The organism is Paenibacillus doosanensis (genome assembly GCF_025060755.1).
Taxonomy (GTDB): Bacteria; Bacillota; Bacilli; order Paenibacillales; family NBRC-103111; genus Paenibacillus_S; species Paenibacillus_S doosanensis.
Genome location: NZ_JANYUY010000066.1, coordinates 21,941 through 39,534 on the forward strand (window position 1 = coordinate 21,941; position 17,594 = coordinate 39,534).

The 17,594-nt window shown below is 54.6% G+C and carries 16 protein-coding genes; 2 read left to right on the top strand and 14 right to left on the bottom strand.

Going from position 1 to position 17,594, the window contains the following annotated elements:
* Positions 1 to 164: 164 nt before the first annotated feature.
* From N0M98_RS29790 to N0M98_RS29800, 3 genes are all read right to left on the bottom strand, one after another.
* Positions 165 to 1,607 carry a nicotinate phosphoribosyltransferase gene (locus N0M98_RS29790; RefSeq protein WP_259620050.1) on the bottom strand — a complete coding sequence of 481 codons (1,443 nt, stop codon included), beginning with the start codon at positions 1,605 to 1,607 and terminating at the stop codon, positions 165 to 167.
* 92 nt (positions 1,608 to 1,699) lie between these two features.
* Positions 1,700 to 2,242, bottom strand: a complete 543-nt coding sequence (locus N0M98_RS29795) for a cysteine hydrolase family protein (protein WP_259620051.1) — start codon at positions 2,240 to 2,242, stop codon at positions 1,700 to 1,702.
* A gap of 32 nt (positions 2,243 to 2,274) precedes the next feature.
* Positions 2,275 to 3,045 (bottom strand): NUDIX domain-containing protein, encoded by a 771-nt coding sequence (locus tag N0M98_RS29800; RefSeq protein WP_259620052.1) that lies wholly within the window; start codon positions 3,043 to 3,045, stop codon positions 2,275 to 2,277.
* 204 nt (positions 3,046 to 3,249) lie between these two features.
* Between N0M98_RS29800 and N0M98_RS29805 the strand changes: the two genes are divergently transcribed.
* Entirely contained in the window at positions 3,250 to 4,134 is an 885-nt protein-coding gene (locus tag N0M98_RS29805; RefSeq protein WP_249866528.1) for an AraC family transcriptional regulator, read from the top strand.
* Positions 4,135 to 4,436: 302 nt separating this feature from the next.
* Here the strand turns inward: N0M98_RS29805 and N0M98_RS29810 are convergent, their stop codons facing one another.
* From N0M98_RS29810 to N0M98_RS29855, 10 genes are all read right to left on the bottom strand, one after another.
* Positions 4,437 to 4,730 carry a MazG nucleotide pyrophosphohydrolase domain-containing protein gene (locus N0M98_RS29810; protein WP_259620053.1) on the bottom strand — a complete coding sequence of 98 codons (294 nt, stop codon included), beginning with the start codon at positions 4,728 to 4,730 and terminating at the stop codon, positions 4,437 to 4,439.
* Complete coding sequence (locus tag N0M98_RS29815; protein ID WP_259620054.1) at positions 4,727 to 5,362, bottom strand: histidine phosphatase family protein; 636 nt, start codon at positions 5,360 to 5,362, stop codon at positions 4,727 to 4,729. Before N0M98_RS29815 ends, N0M98_RS29810 begins: the two co-directional genes overlap by 4 nt.
* A gap of 361 nt (positions 5,363 to 5,723) precedes the next feature.
* Positions 5,724 to 7,262: a glycoside hydrolase family 43 protein gene (locus tag N0M98_RS29820; RefSeq protein WP_259620055.1), complete on the bottom strand. Its 1,539-nt coding sequence runs from the start codon at positions 7,260 to 7,262 to the stop codon at positions 5,724 to 5,726.
* A gap of 189 nt (positions 7,263 to 7,451) precedes the next feature.
* Positions 7,452 to 8,582, bottom strand: coding sequence for a prenyltransferase/squalene oxidase repeat-containing protein (locus tag N0M98_RS29825; protein WP_259620056.1), 1,131 nt, complete (start codon positions 8,580 to 8,582; stop codon positions 7,452 to 7,454).
* A 22-nt stretch (positions 8,583 to 8,604) separates the two neighbouring features.
* On the bottom strand, positions 8,605 to 10,167 hold the full coding sequence (locus N0M98_RS29830) for a glycoside hydrolase family 43 protein (protein WP_259620057.1): 1,563 nt from the start codon (positions 10,165 to 10,167) through the stop codon (positions 8,605 to 8,607).
* A 186-nt stretch (positions 10,168 to 10,353) separates the two neighbouring features.
* Positions 10,354 to 11,436: a VanZ family protein gene (locus tag N0M98_RS29835; protein WP_249863005.1), complete on the bottom strand. Its 1,083-nt coding sequence runs from the start codon at positions 11,434 to 11,436 to the stop codon at positions 10,354 to 10,356.
* Positions 11,437 to 11,581: 145 nt separating this feature from the next.
* Positions 11,582 to 12,763, bottom strand: coding sequence for a UxaA family hydrolase (locus N0M98_RS29840; RefSeq protein ID WP_259620058.1), 1,182 nt, complete (start codon positions 12,761 to 12,763; stop codon positions 11,582 to 11,584).
* Complete coding sequence (locus N0M98_RS29845) at positions 12,750 to 13,052, bottom strand: UxaA family hydrolase (RefSeq protein ID WP_249863003.1); 303 nt, start codon at positions 13,050 to 13,052, stop codon at positions 12,750 to 12,752. Before N0M98_RS29845 ends, N0M98_RS29840 begins: the two co-directional genes overlap by 14 nt.
* A 216-nt stretch (positions 13,053 to 13,268) precedes the next feature.
* The gene (locus tag N0M98_RS29850) at positions 13,269 to 14,303 is read right to left on the bottom strand and encodes a glycoside hydrolase family protein (RefSeq protein ID WP_259620059.1); all 1,035 of its coding nucleotides are present in this window, start codon (positions 14,301 to 14,303) and stop codon (positions 13,269 to 13,271) included.
* A 25-nt stretch (positions 14,304 to 14,328) separates the two neighbouring features.
* A complete protein-coding gene (locus N0M98_RS29855) occupies positions 14,329 to 15,645 on the bottom strand; it encodes an ABC transporter substrate-binding protein (protein ID WP_259620060.1) in 1,317 nt (438 codons plus the stop codon).
* Between the two features lie 243 nt (positions 15,646 to 15,888).
* Between N0M98_RS29855 and N0M98_RS29860 the strand changes: the two genes are divergently transcribed.
* Complete coding sequence (locus tag N0M98_RS29860) at positions 15,889 to 16,758, top strand: helix-turn-helix domain-containing protein (protein WP_259620061.1); 870 nt, start codon at positions 15,889 to 15,891, stop codon at positions 16,756 to 16,758.
* A gap of 276 nt (positions 16,759 to 17,034) precedes the next feature.
* Here N0M98_RS29860 and N0M98_RS29865 read toward each other — a convergent pair whose 3' ends face one another.
* A complete protein-coding gene (locus N0M98_RS29865; RefSeq protein WP_249862999.1) occupies positions 17,035 to 17,391 on the bottom strand; it encodes a VOC family protein in 357 nt (118 codons plus the stop codon).
* Between the last annotated feature and the right edge of the window lie 203 nt (positions 17,392 to 17,594).

The following is a 17,594-nucleotide window of genomic DNA, read 5'->3' on the forward strand; positions in this document are numbered from 1 at the left end:
TAGGATTGATCGTGTGCTTATTGCACAGGTTGATGTCATTATACTATAAAATCGGCCGTTAGGTAAGCGTTATCAACACATTTATTATATTCCTGGAAAAAATATACGAAAGCCCGATATCCCGGTCGCCAAGCGGCTTCCGATCGTCGGGCTGGGGCAAAACGTTACGCTTGGTACTGATGGATCAAATCCATCTTCAGTTCCCACGCGGTCGTGCTCAGGTTGACCGGATATTCGGCGGGATTCAGCTTGCGCAAGTACTCCGGCCAAAACAAGGCGAGCTGCTGCCGGTGATGGCTGCGAATTTGGTCCAAAGTCGGCAGTTCGTACACCTGGCGGCCGTCAACGAAGATCGGCGTCAATAGCGGCTTGGCATCGTAATTATCCACGTATCTGTAAATGTACGAATGCACCTTATCGAACAGCTTCAGCTTCTTGCCCTGCTGTACCTCGTTCTCCCCGGTGAGCGCCACGTAGTCGGCCACGGCTTTACCCGTTTCGCGGCTGACGATCCGGAATACGTCCTTCCTGCCGGGATTCGATACCTTCTCGGGATTTCCGGAAATTTTGATCACCGGTACTAGCTCACCGTCTTTCTCCCGGGCAACCAGCTTATATACGCCGCCCAGAGCCGGCTGATCCGCGGCCGTAATCAACTGTGTTCCTACACCCCAGCTATCGATCTTGGCGCCCTGCGCCTTCAAGTTGAAAATAATATTTTCATCGAGATCGTTCGAAGCTACGATAACGACATACGATAGTCCCGCCTCATCGAGCATGGTCCGCGCCGTTTTCGACAAATAAGCCAAATCGCCGCTGTCCAGCCGGATACCGCCCATCCGTTTCCCCTTCAGTTCCATTTGTTTGGCGATTTTGATCGCATTCGGAACCCCGCTTCTCAGCGTATCGTACGTATCGACCAGCAGCGTCACCTGATTGGGCAGCGCCTCCGCATACCGTTCGAATGCGATTTCCTCCGAATCGTTGGACTGTACCCAGGCATGGGCATGAGTGCCTTTGCTCGGGATGCCGAACAGCATGCCCGCCCTCATATTCGACGTAGCGTCGAACCCGGCGATATACGAGGCCCGCGCCCCCCAGATCGCGGCATCCGCCTCCTGCGCCCTTCTCGTCCCGAACTCCATCAGCGTATCGTCCGGCGCAACCTGTCTAATACGGGAAGCCTTCGTAGCAATCAGCGTCTGGAAGTTCATGAAGTTCAGCATCGCCGTCTCCAGAAGCTGCGCTTCGAAGATCGTAGCCTCCACCCGGATGAGCGGCTCGTTGGGAAATACGATCGTGCCCTCTTCTACGCTGCTGATATTGCCGCCAAAGCGGAACCCACGCAGCTTATCGAGAAAAGCCGGATCGTATTGCTCCTCCTGCTCGCTTAAATATTGAATCGCCGCATCGTCGAAGTGAAGGCTGTTCACGTAGCGGACGATCCGCTCGAGTCCCGCAAACACCGCATATCCGTTGCCGAACGGCAGCTTGCGGAAAAAAACTTCAAACACCGCTTTATGATTCAGCGTGCCGTGAATCCAATGCGCGTACATCATATTGATTTGGTATTTATCCGTATGCAAAGTCAAGTTATCGTAGGTCATGCCGATCACTCCATCCACAGTTCGTCATATCGTTATCGAATTATTCCAGAATCCGTCCGGATTCCAATCAGTGTTCCCTCTTCTAAGGCGGGTTAAAACTTGGATACCACGCTGGCGCCGAGCGTATGTTCAAAATGCCCCAGGGCCCATTCATGCCCCGCCGCATTGAAGCTGGCTGCCGCATCCCGGTGAACGACGATGTCGAACCCTTTGTTATACGCGTCGACCGCCGTATGAAGCACGCATATATCGGTGCAGACGCCGACGAGATGAAGCTCGCGGATGCCCCGCGACCGCAGCTTAAGCTCCAGATCGGTCCCGCAAAAAGCGCTGTATCTCGTTTTATCCATCCAATAGATCGCTTCCCGGCTGCCTTCATACACCGGCTTCAGCTTGCCGTACAGCTCGCGGCCGCTTGTGCCGCGGATATTATGGGGCGGAAACAGCTTCGACTCGGGGTGCAGCGGATCGTTCTCATCATGCAAATCTACCGCCATGACGACGAAATCCCCGCTCTGAACGAACTCTTCCGTAAGCTCCGCAATGCGTTCCTCAATGTCGATAGCCGGCTGGCCGCAAGGCAGCTTCCCTACGACAAAATCCACCGTATAATCAATTACAATAAGAGCTTTCATCTTGGCACCGTCCTTTTTTTATCATAGTGGGATTAGCTGTAAATCGACAGCTGCGGCTCCAGTCCCGTGAAGCAGTACAGCTGCGCCGCGCGCTGAGAATATTTATTCGACATGAGCGGCTGCCCGGCGGCATCCTTCACTTCCTCAATCAGCCCTTTGCGGCTCTGGGTGGAAGTAATTTTGCGAATAAAGTTCGGCTCTTCAAAATCGGGACAAACCGTCTGAATCACCTGGTACAGCTCGCCGATCGTGAACTGACCGGGCAAAAACTGCTTGGCGATCGTCGTCGTCAGCATCTTCTCGCGGATACGCCTTAACGCATCCTGCACGATTTGCCGATGGTCAAAAGCAAGCTCCATCGAAAGCGCCTCTCGCACAGAGAACAATCGGACCTCCGCGGCATCGTCCGCCGCCCTCCGCTTCTCCAAGTACTTCTCATTAACCAGAGCAAAAAATGCATGAGAGATGATCCATCCCCGCGGGTCGCGCTTCGGCGTGCTGTACACGTTGAAATATTCGAGGTGCACATCGGCCACCCCCGTTTCCTCCAGCAGCTCCCGGCGCGCGCATTCGTGAACCGTCTCGGTTTCCCTGGAGAACCCCCCGGGAAGCGCCCATTGTCCGGCGAACGGCCACTGCTTCCGCTTAATAAGCAGCAGCTGCAGCTCCCGGTGGGGCAGCGATTTCTTCGTCCCCTGCTTTTCCGTTGAAGTGATGGTGAAGATGACGATGTCGGCGGGCGCTCCGTCCGGTGTGCGGTATTTATCGGCATGGTAAGTCGTTTCGTTATCTTGGGAATCCATTCGCTTCACCTGCCGCTTCTCTTTATATTGTCAATTTGATATTATCATTATGACATATTTATTTCTTTTGTCAAGACTCTTTTCTCAAAATAGGCAAAGCTTCCCTTGTCCATAAAAATTTCGATTCGCATCGCCATACCGATGCCGGAAATGTTAGAATGGATGTACACTTTGTCTGCAAAGGAGGCACCTTTCTTGCCGGACATTTTCGGACCCAAATATTATATCGAGAACGACTCTTTTTCCATCCAATACATGTATCGTAAAGGGTTTTCGACGATGTCGACGCCTCATTTTCATCCTTTTTACGAAATTTACTTTTTGCTTCAAGGCGAACGGACTTACTTCATTAACGGCAACATCTATACCGCCCGCCGCGGCGACATGATTCTTGTAAACCCTTACGACGTACATAGAACGACGAGCTCCGAGGTGCAGGAATTCGAACGCATCCTGATTAATTTCAAGGAGACGTTCGTGCCGCCCGGCGGCGCCCAGACGCTGGTGCGCTTCCTCCCGTTCGCGCAAGGTTCGAGTCTCGTCCGGTTTTCAATGAAAGAGCAGCCGGTCGTCGAGCAGATGATCCGGGAAATGCTGACGGAATGCGAGAATCAGCAGGACGGTTACGTCGAATATATCAAGTCGCTGATGAGCCAGCTCTTGATCAAGATTTTCCGGCAGAGCACGGAGGCCAAGCAGGAGCCGCTGCAGTACGCCCATCCGATGCATCAGAAAATATCGGAAATCGCCACGCATTTGAACCATCATTTTCAGGAAAATATTACGCTGGAGCAGACCGCCAAGCAATTTTATATCAGCACTTCGTACTTAAGCCGCGTGTTTAAAAAGGTGACCGGGTTTCACTTCAGGGAGTACCTGCAGCTCATCCGGGTCAAGGAAGCGCAGCGGCTGCTGCGCGAGTCGCATGAGAAAGTGCTGACGATCGCGGAGAAAACCGGCTTCGAGCATGTCGCCCATTTCAACACGACGTTCAAAAAAGTTACCGGCATGACCCCGCTCCGCTACCGCAAGCATAACCGGAACAGCGTCCCCCATCCGGTAGGGCAGGAGCAGGATTACTCGATGTAAGGGGGGGCTTGAACGGGAAAAAGGCTGCAGCTTGTTAACGGCTGCGGCCCGTTACAATTTATTCATAGCGACGCACGGTTCCTATAAAGCCACTCCTATTTAAGGGAATCGCTTTGAATGGAACTTATCGTTAGTTCAAAAATTCTTTTACGACTTCTATAAATAATGTAGGCTCTTCGAGATGTGGACAATGATTGCTTTCCTCAAAAACATATAGCTTAGAACCGTCAATTAACCGATGTATTTCTTCAGAACATTCTAGAGGGCACCTCCATGATGATTATAAGGCCCCACCCTCCCGATTATTTGTTCCACTTTACTTTATTGATTTGTTCCTTCAATTCGAGGCACTCCTGCAAATCGATATCATACACGTTGGCCAGAGCCGCCACGTAATACAGAACGTCATACAATTCCTCTTCGATCGTTCCCTTAATGCTTTCTCCTCGCTGCAGGCGGCTTTGCTTCCTGACAACCTCGGCCAATTCCCCGATCTCTTCGATTAATTTGTAAAAATATCGCTCCTTGGCCTCCGGATGATGATCGGTTCTCCGTATTTGCTCCTGAAGCTGCCGGATCGTCATATCCTGCGTCATACGGCCGAATCCTCCTCTACAGCCAGATGGCTCGTCTCATTCCTGCCGGTAATGGTCCAACCCTCTTCCGTCCGCTCAACGATATGCAGGCCGGTGCTGCCGGCGGAATGAAACGGAGCCTTGTTCGTCCAGTCCAATCTGGACAGCAGGTAGTAGATCACATTGATAACGCCGCCGTGCGTTACGACCAGCACATTGGCTTCCAACTCCGCCTGTTCGAGCCGGGAGAGCAAGTGCTCGAATGCGCCGCGGATTCGCGCATAAAACTGCTGCGGGCTTTCGCCTTCGGGGAACGGCTCGTCCATCCGCAGCGTGTTGAAATAAACGCCCGGAAACCGCCGCTCCGCTTCCGGATTGGGCATACCTGCAAGCAGTCCGTTATTCATCTCCCGCCAGGCGGAGGAATAGATGACGGGCAGTTTCAGCTCTGCGGCCGCTTCGCGCGCCGTTTCCATCGCACGCTGCAGGTCACTGCTGACGATCGTATTGATGTTAAAGACGGCTTGATGCCGGGCCAGGTACGCTCCCAGCTTCCGCGATTGAAGTATGCCGTCCGCCGTCAAGCCCCTCGGGCTCCAGCCGCCGCGATAGCCGCTCTCGTCTTCGCCGTGTCTTGCCAGAATGATCTTCATTAGCCACTGAGTCCTCCTTGCATTAGGAACACGAGTCTGGGACGCATGTCCGTTTCTTTAAACGTACCATAAATTAACAGTTATTTCTACTGCCTGATCGGGAACAAATCCCCCAAAAGTGACGTGTAGACTTTACTTTCGGGGGAGACCCCGGATATCCTCAGGATATTGCTGCGCATCATTTCCTAAACAACAAAAAGACAGCCTCAACGGCTGTCTCCTTCTATAAGAAAAAACATAACTGCACATGCGGGAATCTATTCTTTAAACGAAAAAGCTTCCGTCTACAAGGACGAGCGCCGACGTTATTTCCAGCTCCCTCTCGGCTCTCCCGGCCGCTGTTTGGCCACAATTCCGGTACTTACTCGCCCGCGGCGGGCACGTAATGAAACCAGTCAATATCCGCGGGGATGCTGCGTCCCGATCCGCCGCTCACGGCATAGAAGCCGACCATCGTGCCGGTGAACGCCTTTTTCTCCATCGTTCCCTCGTCGCTTAAGAATACGGCGTCGCCGATCCGCCCGGCGAGAACCCAATTCTCGTTGTCGCCGCTATAGTAGAAGCTGCGGACTTCGCGATCGACGCGAACCTGCAGGTAGATCGCCTCCGCCTCCGTTTGGCCGATAGCCGCCGATTGCAGCTCGCGGGTCACCGAAGCCCGGCGCTCGATCAGCTTGAGCTTAAGCCCGCTATCTTGAGCAACGCACAGCTTCACGAAGCAGCGGGTGTCGTAATAGCAGACGAGTCCTGCCTCTTCTCCGTCCCGCTCGGGCCGAAACTCCAGCTTCATGCTCGCGCTGTAGCGGTGATGCTGCTCCCTGCGCACCAGCACATTGCGGGCTTCGATCGTATCGATATCCGCTTCACCCGTCCATAGACGCACGCAGCCGGGTCTTTCGGTCAGCGACCACTTCGCCTCGTCGGGGTTTCTCGCAAACTGCCAATGCAGCGGCAGCGCGGATTCGTCGAAATCATCCAGCGCCGGATACGGATAGACCGTCTCCTCCAGCTGCGGAGCTCTCTGAGTGACGCTCGGACCGCGCCCCTCGTTCACCTCGAACCAGCCGTCCGCGGTCCAGCGAACCGGCTCCAGACATGTTTCCCTGCCGAGCGTACAGTAGTTTCCGGCTACCGGTCTTCCCGCCAAATGCACCATCCACCACTCGCCGTGCTGCGTCTGAACCAGCTTCCCGTGACCTGCGCGTTGAATCGCCGCAGCGGGGTCGGTCTGGGTATGAACGGGATTATCCGGGCACGATTCATATGGCCCTGTAAGGTAACGGGAACGCGCCGTCGTGACGCAATGACCGTACTCCGTGCCGCCTTCGGCCAAAATGATGTAGTAATAGCCGTCTTTTTTCAAAATATGCGGCCCTTCCGGCGAAGCCTTGCCCGTTCCCGGCCATAGAAAGACGGTTTCGCCCTCTGCGCCCGACATATCGTCCTTCAGCTTCAGCAGCTTGGCGCCGCCGCCCCCGAACACCATGTAACGGCTGCCGTCGTCATCAATGAACAGGGAGGGATCGAGCCCTTCTTCGTTGATTGTTACAGGCTTCGAATAAGGTCCTTCCGGCCGGTCCGAATGCATCAGAATATTGCGCCGACCCGAGCCGTGCAGACGCAGCGTAGCCATAATATAAAATGTACCTTCATGATAAGCGATATCCGGCGCCCAAATCCCGTAAGAGTCCGGCAAATCCGATAGCTGAATATAATCGCTTTCGGTGATCGCATGGCCGATATATTCCCAGTGGACCAAATCCCGCGAATGAGAAATGACGATAGCCGGGAAAAACTGAAACGTGGAATTGACCATATAATAATCTTCGCCGACCCGCACGATCGACGGATCGGGATGAAATCCGGGCCGGATAGGGTTCGTATACGTTCTGCTGTTCACTGTAAGCTCCTTTTCTGCTAGCTTTAGAAGGGTGGTGAAAAAGCTCGCTGCGGCGTCCATTTGATCCTCCAATCGCTGTTGAAATCGGATTATTTTCCCATTTTTTTATGAAGAGAATCCGTTTTCAAAGGCGACCGCTTACGCTTTTCCAGATTCAAATGGCCCCTCCGCCCTTTTTTTACCATACTTTTAGCGGCGGCCGATATTGTCGAGAAACGCTGCCGGAGACGCCGACGCAAGCGGACGATGCTCCACGCCGGCAAGCTTGTGGCAATACTCGCGAATAAGCAGCGCTTGAGTTCCCGCGTTCATATCCCCTTCCACGAGCCCTTGGCCGATAGGCACCGGCGCAGGCATGTACGAATAGAAGTCGCCTTCTTTCACCTGGGCTACGTTAGGGGCAGGCGGCGATTGATGAATTTCGCGGGAGAAGCCTCCGTCCGGCCGCAATAGCTTGCGCATGTTGGAGACCGTAATGCGGATAATCTCCTCCAATTCCTCCTCGGGAATACGCAGCTCCTGCCGGAACGTGCCGAGCAGATCGATCGGATTGCGAATCCAGCACATATCTCGCGCCTCGTCTTCGCGAAGACAGCTTAAGATCGTCCGGTAGATCCGGTCGATGTTCGGCGTGCGAACGCCGAAACGGGAATAGAACGCATTGAGCTTAAACGTTCCCGATATGCGGATGTAACGGTTCCCTTCGCCCCATAAACCGGTCTCGGGGTCTTGAATCGAGGCGAAATAACGCTCGCCCGCTTCGATAAATTCCCTCCGCTCCGGCTCTTCGAACTTGGCGATATGATGGTTCGGCGTTCCCATAAAATCGCAGCCTCTCCAGCTGTTGCTCAGATCGACCCGCTTCAGCCACTCCACATAACTTTCCGGCGACCGCAGGTAGTCCGGTCTCTCCTGTACCTGATGGGGCAGCGGACATAGCGGGGCAGAGCCCAGACGATGCAGCGAGTTGGTGCTGTAGCCCAAAGCGCGCATTACCATAACCTCATCCTTGCGCATATTCGGATCGGAGTCATAGAAATAACCGGAATCCGGGTCCTGCTTATTGCGGAAAAATGCCGCGATATTTTCCTTCGTCTCCTGAGGAAGTGCATCGAATAAGCCGGATCGGAGCAAAATATTGACCGCCTGCGCCGTCGATTCGATATCCGGAATAAAGTTCTCCATATCGAACGAGCTGCGGGCATAATAGAAGCCTCCGGAGGCAGAATCGTACTGGCCTGCGAGCCACTTGAAAAAATCGCCGAACAATGAGTCCATTTCACCAAGTTGTTCCCTGATTTGCTGAGCTGCCGTTGTCATCTGCGCGTCATCCCTTCGCTTGTTAAATTTCGCGGTACTCGAACCAGTCAAAATCGGCGTAAGCTTCGCTCGCTTGCCCTTCGCTGCTGGCGAACAGCCCGATATAAGCGCCGATAAAGCCTCCGGCTACATCTGTGCTCAAGATCGTGCCGTCCGCATTCTCGGCCAGCGTGTGCCATACTTCCGCCTCGGTGCCGTAGTAGAAATGGTAAGCTTGACCTACCGCTTCCACCTTCAAATACAGCCTGGACGCATCTACCGGACGCTCCGCCAATAGCCGCTCCTCGCCCGCCTTGCGCTCCACCAAACGGATGACGGTCCTAGCTTCGGTATAAGCGTGCTCCATCCGGAATTGATAGTCCTGGTTTTGCAGCAGAACCGCTCCCGCCGTCTCTCCCTGGCGCCGCGGCTTAAATTCCATAACCGTCCGCATGGCAAAATTCATATGCTGCTGACGTCTTCCGACGAAGCTCGGATTGGCGCATTCCGTCATCCGCTCGGGCTTCAGCTTCAGCCGCAAATATCCCGGCCGTTCCGTCAAAGACCAATATTCGCCCCGCGGCGTGCGGATAAAATTCCACTGCAGCCCCAGCTTGGACGACTCGAAGTGGTCGCAAACCGGCTCCGACGGCCATCTATGCTCGGGCAGATTCGGCCGCGGCAGCTCCAGCTCGACGATGCCTTTGCCCGGGTTGACAACCGGCCAGCCGCTTTCCCAGCGGAACGGAACGAGGAACGTCTCCCTGCCCAGGTTGCGAAAGTCCCCGCCGTAAGGACGCGAAGCGAGGCACACCATCCACCACTCGCCGTTCTCGGTTTCGACGATATCGGCATGACCTACGTTCGTGATCGGATAGCCTCTGCCCAGATGACGGTGCGTCAAGATCGGGTTCATTTTGCAGTTCTCGTAAGGCCCCGTTATCGACTCGCTCCTCGCGATCGTCACCGAATGCGTGAAGCCAGTCCCGCCTTCTGCGATAAGCAGGTAATAATAGCCGTTGATTTTGTACAGATGCGGGCCTTCCTGCGCGTGAATCTGCTTCAGCGCTCCGTCCCATAAGCTGTATTTCGGCCCGACGAGCCGATGATGCTCCAGATCGAGCTCCTGCAGCCAAATTTCCATATGCTTCGGATACTGCTGTCCTTCCGGCGGCATCCGGTTCGCCATCACATACGCCTTGCCGTCCTCGTCGAAAAACAAGGACGGATCGATGCCCGGCGCGTCCGGCAGCCAATGCGGGTCGGACCAGGGGCCGGTGGGGTTTTCGGCGGTTACGTAAAAATTGCGGCGGGCTCCGGTGGCGCTGACGACGAACGTCGTGATCATGTAAAAGATGCCGTTATGGTGCCGGATCGTTGCGGCGTAAATGCCTTTGGAGGACGGCGTTTCATCCAAATCCAGCTGCGACGGGCGGTCCAGCACATGGCCGAGCTGCCGCCAATGAACGAGATCTTTGCTGTGGAAGATGGGAACTCCCGGAAAATATTCAAAAGAGGAGGTGACCATATAATAGTCCTCTCCTACTCTGCAAATCGACGGATCAGGGTAAAAACCAGGTAAAACCGGATTGCGGAACGTTTCCATAGGCTTATTGCTCTCCTTTGCTGTCTTTCTTGACGCTTTGTTCATTCTAGTACAATGAATAGCTCGATTCTATATAAAACCATGTCGAAAAGCGCTTAAAATTTCATTTTTTTGTCCTATTATCCTGCGTCCGACCCGGTTCAAACAAACAAGCCCAGGCTGCATTTGGGCCTGAGCTTGCATCATTTATACGATAATATGCTTCGTCCTGCTGATCGCTTCGTAAAATAAGCCTTTATCGCGGCGGTATAACCTGCGCAGCAGGTGAAAGCCGAGCAGGATGTCGATCCCTAGCGTGAATAACGCCAAGAAAACGGCCATGTCGTCCGGCACGGCTTGTTTGGCGGCCAGCGCCGTCAGAACGTGCAGGCCGCCGATTGCGGCATACAGCAGTCCGTATCGCATCAGCAGCTCCTGAAGCCGGATATGCTCATGCTGTCCTTTCAGACGGATTCGGACGATATATTTGCCGAACGTGTAACCGTTCGTCGCATACGGAACGCCGATAAAATATATCAGCACGAACGCCAGCATATACAGCGGACGCCCCACCACGAGCAAAAACGCCGCAAACGGAAGCAGAACCACCCAATCGATCTGGAAAGCAACGAAGCGGCGGATATAGCCGACACGCCTGGAGGATAAATCCACATTGCGGTCCAGTTGTCCAATATCAGGCAGCCGGCTGGCAAACAACCGGCCCATTCCGTAGCCGATCCAGCCTCCGAGCGTATTCAGCAGCAGATCGTCGACGTCGAATATCCGGTAAGGGCAATCGTAAATACCGTACAGACCGGTTAACTGCGTCGTTTCAAAAAACAGCGAAAGCACTAAAGCCGCGGAGACCGTCTGCCAACCGCTGCGCCGGAAATAATATTGCAGAAACAGCCCCAAAGGAACGAGCAGCAGCACGTTAAACACAACCTGCAGCACGGCACGCTCTTGAATGAGCAGCAAATAAGTGGAAGGCTGATCGAATCGTACGCGGGTCTCCCTCAAGAAATCGTTGACGAATTGCAGCGGAACCGGCTGAATGTACGATTTGCCCGGTCCCGTGCATGTATGAACCGTATCCGGCAGCGGCAAAATGACCAAGTAATAAGCGGTAATCATATAAAGCAGCAAAGCGTACATCGCAAAGCCGCGAAAACCGTTCACATAGCCGTATTTGCGGTATTGGACGATAAGAAACGGCAGCGTGAACAGCAGCGCGGCCAGCGGAAACGTTAGCAGAGCATAGCGGATAGGGAATAAATAAGATTCCAGCATAGCAGCAGCACCTGTCGGTTAGGATTGTCGATTTCTGACATAAACTCCCCTTATTGTATGCTGCTGCGCAAATTCTATAAACCGTCCCGAGACCGGCCGGCTCCCCGACTTAAGTCTTGGGCTATCCGTCATCCAGGCATTAAGTTTAGAATGTCGGTCCGATCCTCCATATTCCGAAATCATGCTGCTTCAATATTTCCGATTTGGTCAGCTTGCCCGAGCAAACTTCAATAATTTCTTCGAAGATGCGGTCGCCTACCGATTCGATCGTTTCCGTGCCGTCAATGATCGTCCCGGCGTTCAGATCGATATTATCGCTCATTTTCTCGAAAATGCTCGTGTTCGTCGCAATCTTGATCACCGGCGCGATCGGCGAGCCCGTCGGGGTGCCGCGGCCCGTCGTAAACAGCACGATTTGCGAGCCTCCCGCTACCATACCGGTCAGCTGTTCGATATCATGGCCGGGCGTATCCATCCATACCAATCCGCGCCGGGTCGGGCGCTCCGCATAATCGATCAGCTCCTGCAATGGGCGGGTTCCCGACTTGTTGGCCGCGCCCAGTGATTTCTCCTCCAGCGAGCTGATGCCGCCTTTAATATTGCCGGGGCTCGGATTGCCCGTGCGAATATCGACGTTCATCGCGAAGGCCCGCTTCTCCATCGCCTCGATCACTTGATACACCCGTTTGGCCACCTGATCGTCCACCGCCCGGTTCGCCAGCAGATGCTCCGCTCCGATCAGCTCCGTCGTCTCGGCGAGAATGGACGTTCCGCCGTGATCGACAATCCGGTCGCTGCAGACGCCGACGGCTGGGTTGGCGGACAAGCCCGAACAGGCGTCGGAGCCGCCGCATTCGGTGCCTACGATCAGTTCGCCGAAGTCGCATTCCACCCGCCGCTGACGCGACGCCTCCTGCACCATTCGCGCCGCGGCGCGGGCCGCTTCGGCGACCGTGAACAGCGTGCCGCCGTGATCTTGGATCGAGATCACTTCCAGCGGCTTGCCGGTTTTACGCACCTCCGCGGCAACGCTGCGGGCTTGATGCGTCTCGCAGCCGAGCCCGAGCACGATGACGCCGTATACGTTCGGATTGGCGGCGCTTCCGACATACGTGCGGAACGTTTGCTCGTAATCGACCCCGACCTGGGCGCAGCCGTGCTGATGGATGAAGCTGACGGTTCCCTGCACAAGCTCCGTCACCCTCGCCGCCGTCTGCGTGGCGCAGACGATCGTCGGCAAAATCAGCACATGATTGCGGACGCCGACACCCCCGTCGGGCCTGCGGTATCCCCAAAACGTTCTGCGAAGCGATTCAGATGGCTTCATGTCTGTCCCCCCTTCCTCTCTTGCCTTCCAGGTTGTGAATATGCACGTGCTCGCCGCGGCGTATGCTGCGGGTGGCGGCTCCGATCACTTCGCCGTACTTGATAATATCGTCTCCCGCTTCCATAGGCACGACGGCGAATTTATGACCGAACTCGATCGTCTCCAGCAGCGTAACCTCCAGTTCCTTGCCCTGGCTGCTGACCGTAAGCGTCGTTCCTGCCGGAATCTGGCTTAAAGCGACGGCCACCTTGTCCTGCGGCTTCATCATGACCGTATGATACGTCGTCAATCAGTCCGACCTCCTTTTAACGGATTGGTTGAAGCTGTTATTGCGCTGGCATAAGCGTTACTGTTTACGCTTTCATCACCTATTCTCCGCCGTCCCCGTTTATTCCTACTTTTTCCTGAAAAATACCTGTGCTCCGGTTAAAACAAAACAAGCAGCTACCCGGTTGGCGGATAACTGCTTGCCTATGATGCGGCGGATAAGCTTCCGCCTTATCTTCTACTCCCCGATCGGGATGCACATATTCCACGTACGCGTCGCCTGCTGGAACCCTCCCGGGCCGTTTGCGACCGCGGCGAACAAATGCGTCGGCTTTCCGTCCTGGAACAGCAGGAACGGCCTCTCCAGACTGCCCATCGTCTGCACGGTGCCGTCCTCCCAAGCGACCGTTCGCGAGTACGCTTTGGGCGATTCGCTGAACGCCCATTGCTGTCCGTCCTTGGAGTACGCATGCACGCCTCCGTGCTTTTCGCCGCAGATCGTCCCTTCCATATCTTTGGCGATCAGCTCGTAGCCGTTCGGCGTTTTCCAAATGAACGGGTCCTCGATATGGAACCGCTCGGGCGAAAACAGCGGCTCATCGGAATTCCGCACATAGGGGCCCTCGTAATGGGCGGCCTTGGCCACGCCGATGGTCATCTTGCCGTGCACATGGCCTTCATATTTCCTCGCTTTGTATACGAGCAGCACCGAGCCGTCTTCATGCACGCACGGCGCCGGGTTGGACGTCAGGAAGCTGTCGAATTTGTCCGGGCGCGTCGGCAGGATCGGGTTGTCCGAGCGCTTCCACGGGCCGAACACGCTCTTCGACGTCGCCAGACCGACCCGCTTGTTGGCGCGCCCTACGATGCAGCGCGGATCGTCCAGACCGACAGTCTCGCCCGGCGCAGGCTCCGGCAGCGGATGGGTCGAGCCCATATAGTAGAGCAGGTACGTATCGCCGCACTTCGTAATATGCGGATTATGCGTGCTCCGGCCGTCCCAATACTGAGCGCCTCTGGCCGGCAGCACAACCTCCTGGAACTCGTAAGGCCCTTCCGGCGTATCCGATACGGCGCGCACAATCTCCGAAGCCATAATCCAGCCGGGATGCATGGGCAGCGTTTGCGGCCAGCGGGAGGCGAACATATGGAAGCGGCCGTCCTCGCCCTTAATTACCGATCCGCACCATACCCAGTAGCCTTCCATCCGGAAGCCGCCGTTCACGGGAGCCGGAAGCAGTTTTTCGCTTAAACGTTCAATCGTTGCAGACATGGTATTCTCTCCAATCGGGTCTGTTTTATTTATTCAATTGCGCCTCGATATGCTTGTTCAATAATTCATCGGCTTCGCGCAGCGCCGTATTAATATCTTTTTCTTTATTGACAACGGCCTGGAACGCATTGCTCGTTATTTTATCGACTTCGCCCTCGTTCAAATATTTGATCGGCGTAATGACGGCCATCTTCGGCTTGGTCATCGCGATCAGGTTCTTTTCGCTAAATTCGGGGATGCCTTTGCCGAACTCATCCTTCACCTTCTGCGAGGTGAGCACCGTCATGCGCCCGTTGCGCACCATGTCGGTCTGCACTTCGTCGGACATCATCGTCTCCAGCACCTGAAACGCCGCGTCCTTGTTCGGGCTTTGCGCGGTAATCGCGAGAATCGGGCTGTCTACGCGGTGGGCAACGCCGGGCGCCTTTTTGTTGGAGGGGTAAGTGACGACGTCCCACCTTACATCGGGCGCTTTCTTCAGCGCATTCAGCGTATTGCTGTAGCCGGCCAGCATGGCCAGCTCGCCTTTGATAAACGCCTGCTCGTTTTTGCCGTAGTTCAGCGTCTTGTAATCGCCGGCCGTCATCCCGGGAATGTCGTACAAGCTCTCCCACAGCTGGAACAGCTCCTTCCACGAGTCCGTGTTCAGCAGCGATTTGTTCGTTTGGAAATCGACATAAGGCAACGCCAGCTGCCGCGCGCCGCGGTACAGGAAATCCGCATATAGCCCGCGGTACTGCACGCCGTTGTCCATCTTTGTCATCTTGATCGACAAATCCCTCAGATCGTCCCAAGTCATGTTGTCCTGCGGGTACGGAATGCCCATCCGGTCGAACACGTCCTTGTTGTAAAATAACCCGAACGGGTTATGATAAGCGGCAAAGCCTACCAAATAGCTCTGATTGCTGGCGATTTTGATCGTTTCCAACACTTCCGGAGCGATCCGGTTCACATCGAACCGGTGCTTCTTGATCAAATCCTCGATGTTATACGTCAAACCGAGATCATTGATCGCGCTCAGATTCCCCGGATAATAGCCGACGATATCGGGGGTTGTGCCCGCGGAGAGAAGATCGGTTACGCTGCTCCCTTTTTCGGACGTATTGATCCTCTCCACCGTGATGTACGGATACTTCTTTTTAACCGGCTCCGTAATGTACTTGGCAAAATCCTCCTCCGTGAACATATTGTTGCTGACCGCGATTTTGATCGTGGCCGGTTCGGTTTGCACCGCTTCTTCTTTTTTCGACGTATCGCCCGGTGACGTGTCAGTGGAGCTGCAGCCGGATACGATAGACAAGGTTAGCAGCGGCGCCAGCCATAATCGGTATGAACTTCTCAAACAATCCCCACCCGCCTTTTCATTGGACAAAATGTTCGGTTCATCGCTCGGCAATCTTGTATGCTCCTTCATTTAAACATAAGCGGCGCCGGGGACCTAGAGAAAATATCATTCGATTTAAGTACAATATCAGACTTTTCGTTATGTATGATTACTTGATTTTATCATTATTTAACGGGTAAAATAAATTCTTGTATGAAATATTATACGCTTTCAATTTATTTTGAAGGGAAGGCTGCGCAAGTGGACTGTTTGGAGCTGCAAATACCGCCGATGCCGCAATATATAACCGTCGGCCATACGAAGCCGCGGGAAGGAACGCAGCATTTTGAGAGGAGCTTTCCGCTGTACGACATGATTCTGGTGAAAAGCGGCGCTTATTATATGACCGAGGACGAAGTTCCTTACGAGATCGGCGAGAACGGTTTTCTCGTGCTGGAGCCGCACCGGCTGCATAGAGGGCATCGGCCTTGCCCGGCGGGAACCGAGCTGTATTACTTGCACTTTCTGCATTCCAGCCCGCTGCGCACCGTACACGCCCAGGATATTCAATGGACGGCGGTATCCCCTTCCCCCACTTACCGGGATCAGGAGCCGCATCGTCAGCTGATGTACCTCCCCAAATTCGCCCATGTGGAGCCCGACGAAGCATTCCCGCTGCTCGATCAGATGAAACAGCTGCACAGCCGGTTTTCCCCCGAAAATCATCTGCAGCTGCAGGCGCTGCTCGGCCAGTTCCTCGTCCTGCTGCAAAAACGGCTGCGCACGCAAACGTATTCGCGAAGCCAGAAGCTGAGCGAGCAAATCGTTCAATACTTGTATGCGACCTGCTCCGAACCGTTCCGGCTCGATGACTTGTCCAAAAAATTCAATTTTCACATCGACTATTTATCCAAATGCTTGAAAAAGCATACCGGCATGACGCCGCTGCAATACGCCAACCGGATCAAAATCGAGAAAGCCAAATCGCTGCTGCAGCACTCGGATCTCCCTCTGAAGGAGATCGTCGCCCAGGTCGGGTTCGCCGACTATAACTACTTCTTGCGGGTGTTCCGCCAGCATACCGGCATCTCCCCGGCCAAATACCGCAACGGCTACCAGCATCGGAGCTAGGCATGCGGGGGCAAGCGAGCAACTGCGGCTGGTTAGAGGTTGACCACCACCGCGCGGCTCCGGGTGCCTCAGCGGAGACCCGCCTCATATTCCCAAGCAGCAAAAAAGCGCACCGGCTATCCGTAAGACAGCGATGCGCTTTGTATGGGTCGACGAACTTCTCGCCGCGGATTCGCTCGAACTCTCTAAGCAGCCTTTCGCTGCGATACCTTTCACAGCTCCAAGCCGCCTTCAGCTCACTGCAGCCGGGCCGAGCCCCCGTCAGCCTGCAATCCCCTAGCATTTGCAAATCATCAGGCAGTTCCCATCGGGATCTTTGAAATTGAACCAGTGCCCGTTTTCGATTCCGGTAACCAGCTCGATCCCGCGATTTTGCATCAAATCGTAGGCCGCTTGAATGTCCTCCGTATTAAAATGGAACGCAGGCGTGCGGAAGTATGTTTCCTCCGAATAAACATTACTGTCCAGCACGATGTTCAAGCCGTTGTTGTCCATCGGGATACAGCATAAATGCCCGGCGTGAATCTTATATTCGGGCTCCAAGCCTAGCAGATCGCAATACCACTCTCTTGCCTTGACAATGTCGCTGACCGGAATGAACACGGCTCCGATTTTGCTGCTGATGATACTCATTGCATCTTCTCCTCCGTTTGTATAGCTGTTCCAATGCTCTACCCGCTCTCCGGCCGCTTGTTCACCGGGCTTCTAAGAGTCTGTCCGACGGAGTTACTTTTGTAGGTCCCTTCGGAGTAAGACTCGGTTTTCAAATGATTTTTCATCACGATTTGAGTATAATCACTGTGTCTTTCTTTGCCTTTGTGGGAGTTACGCCGCTT

Coding starts and splice junctions, on each gene's coding strand:
- N0M98_RS29790 (WP_259620050.1), bottom strand. CDS start 1,607: ATGACCTACGATAACTTGACTTTGCATACGGATAAATACCAAATCAAT.
- N0M98_RS29795 (WP_259620051.1), bottom strand. CDS start 2,242: ATGAAAGCTCTTATTGTAATTGATTATACGGTGGATTTTGTCGTAGGG.
- N0M98_RS29800 (WP_259620052.1), bottom strand. CDS start 3,045: ATGGATTCCCAAGATAACGAAACGACTTACCATGCCGATAAATACCGC.
- N0M98_RS29810 (WP_259620053.1), bottom strand. CDS start 4,730: ATGACGCAGGATATGACGATCCGGCAGCTTCAGGAGCAAATACGGAGA.
- N0M98_RS29815 (WP_259620054.1), bottom strand. CDS start 5,362: ATGAAGATCATTCTGGCAAGACACGGCGAAGACGAGAGCGGCTATCGC.
- N0M98_RS29825 (WP_259620056.1), bottom strand. CDS start 8,582: ATGACAACGGCAGCTCAGCAAATCAGGGAACAACTTGGTGAAATGGAC.
- N0M98_RS29830 (WP_259620057.1), bottom strand. CDS start 10,167: ATGGAAACGTTCCGCAATCCGGTTTTACCTGGTTTTTACCCTGATCCG.
- N0M98_RS29835 (WP_249863005.1), bottom strand. CDS start 11,436: ATGCTGGAATCTTATTTATTCCCTATCCGCTATGCTCTGCTAACGTTT.
- N0M98_RS29840 (WP_259620058.1), bottom strand. CDS start 12,763: ATGAAGCCATCTGAATCGCTTCGCAGAACGTTTTGGGGATACCGCAGG.
- N0M98_RS29850 (WP_259620059.1), bottom strand. CDS start 14,303: ATGTCTGCAACGATTGAACGTTTAAGCGAAAAACTGCTTCCGGCTCCC.
- N0M98_RS29865 (WP_249862999.1), bottom strand. CDS start 17,391: ATGAGTATCATCAGCAGCAAAATCGGAGCCGTGTTCATTCCGGTCAGC.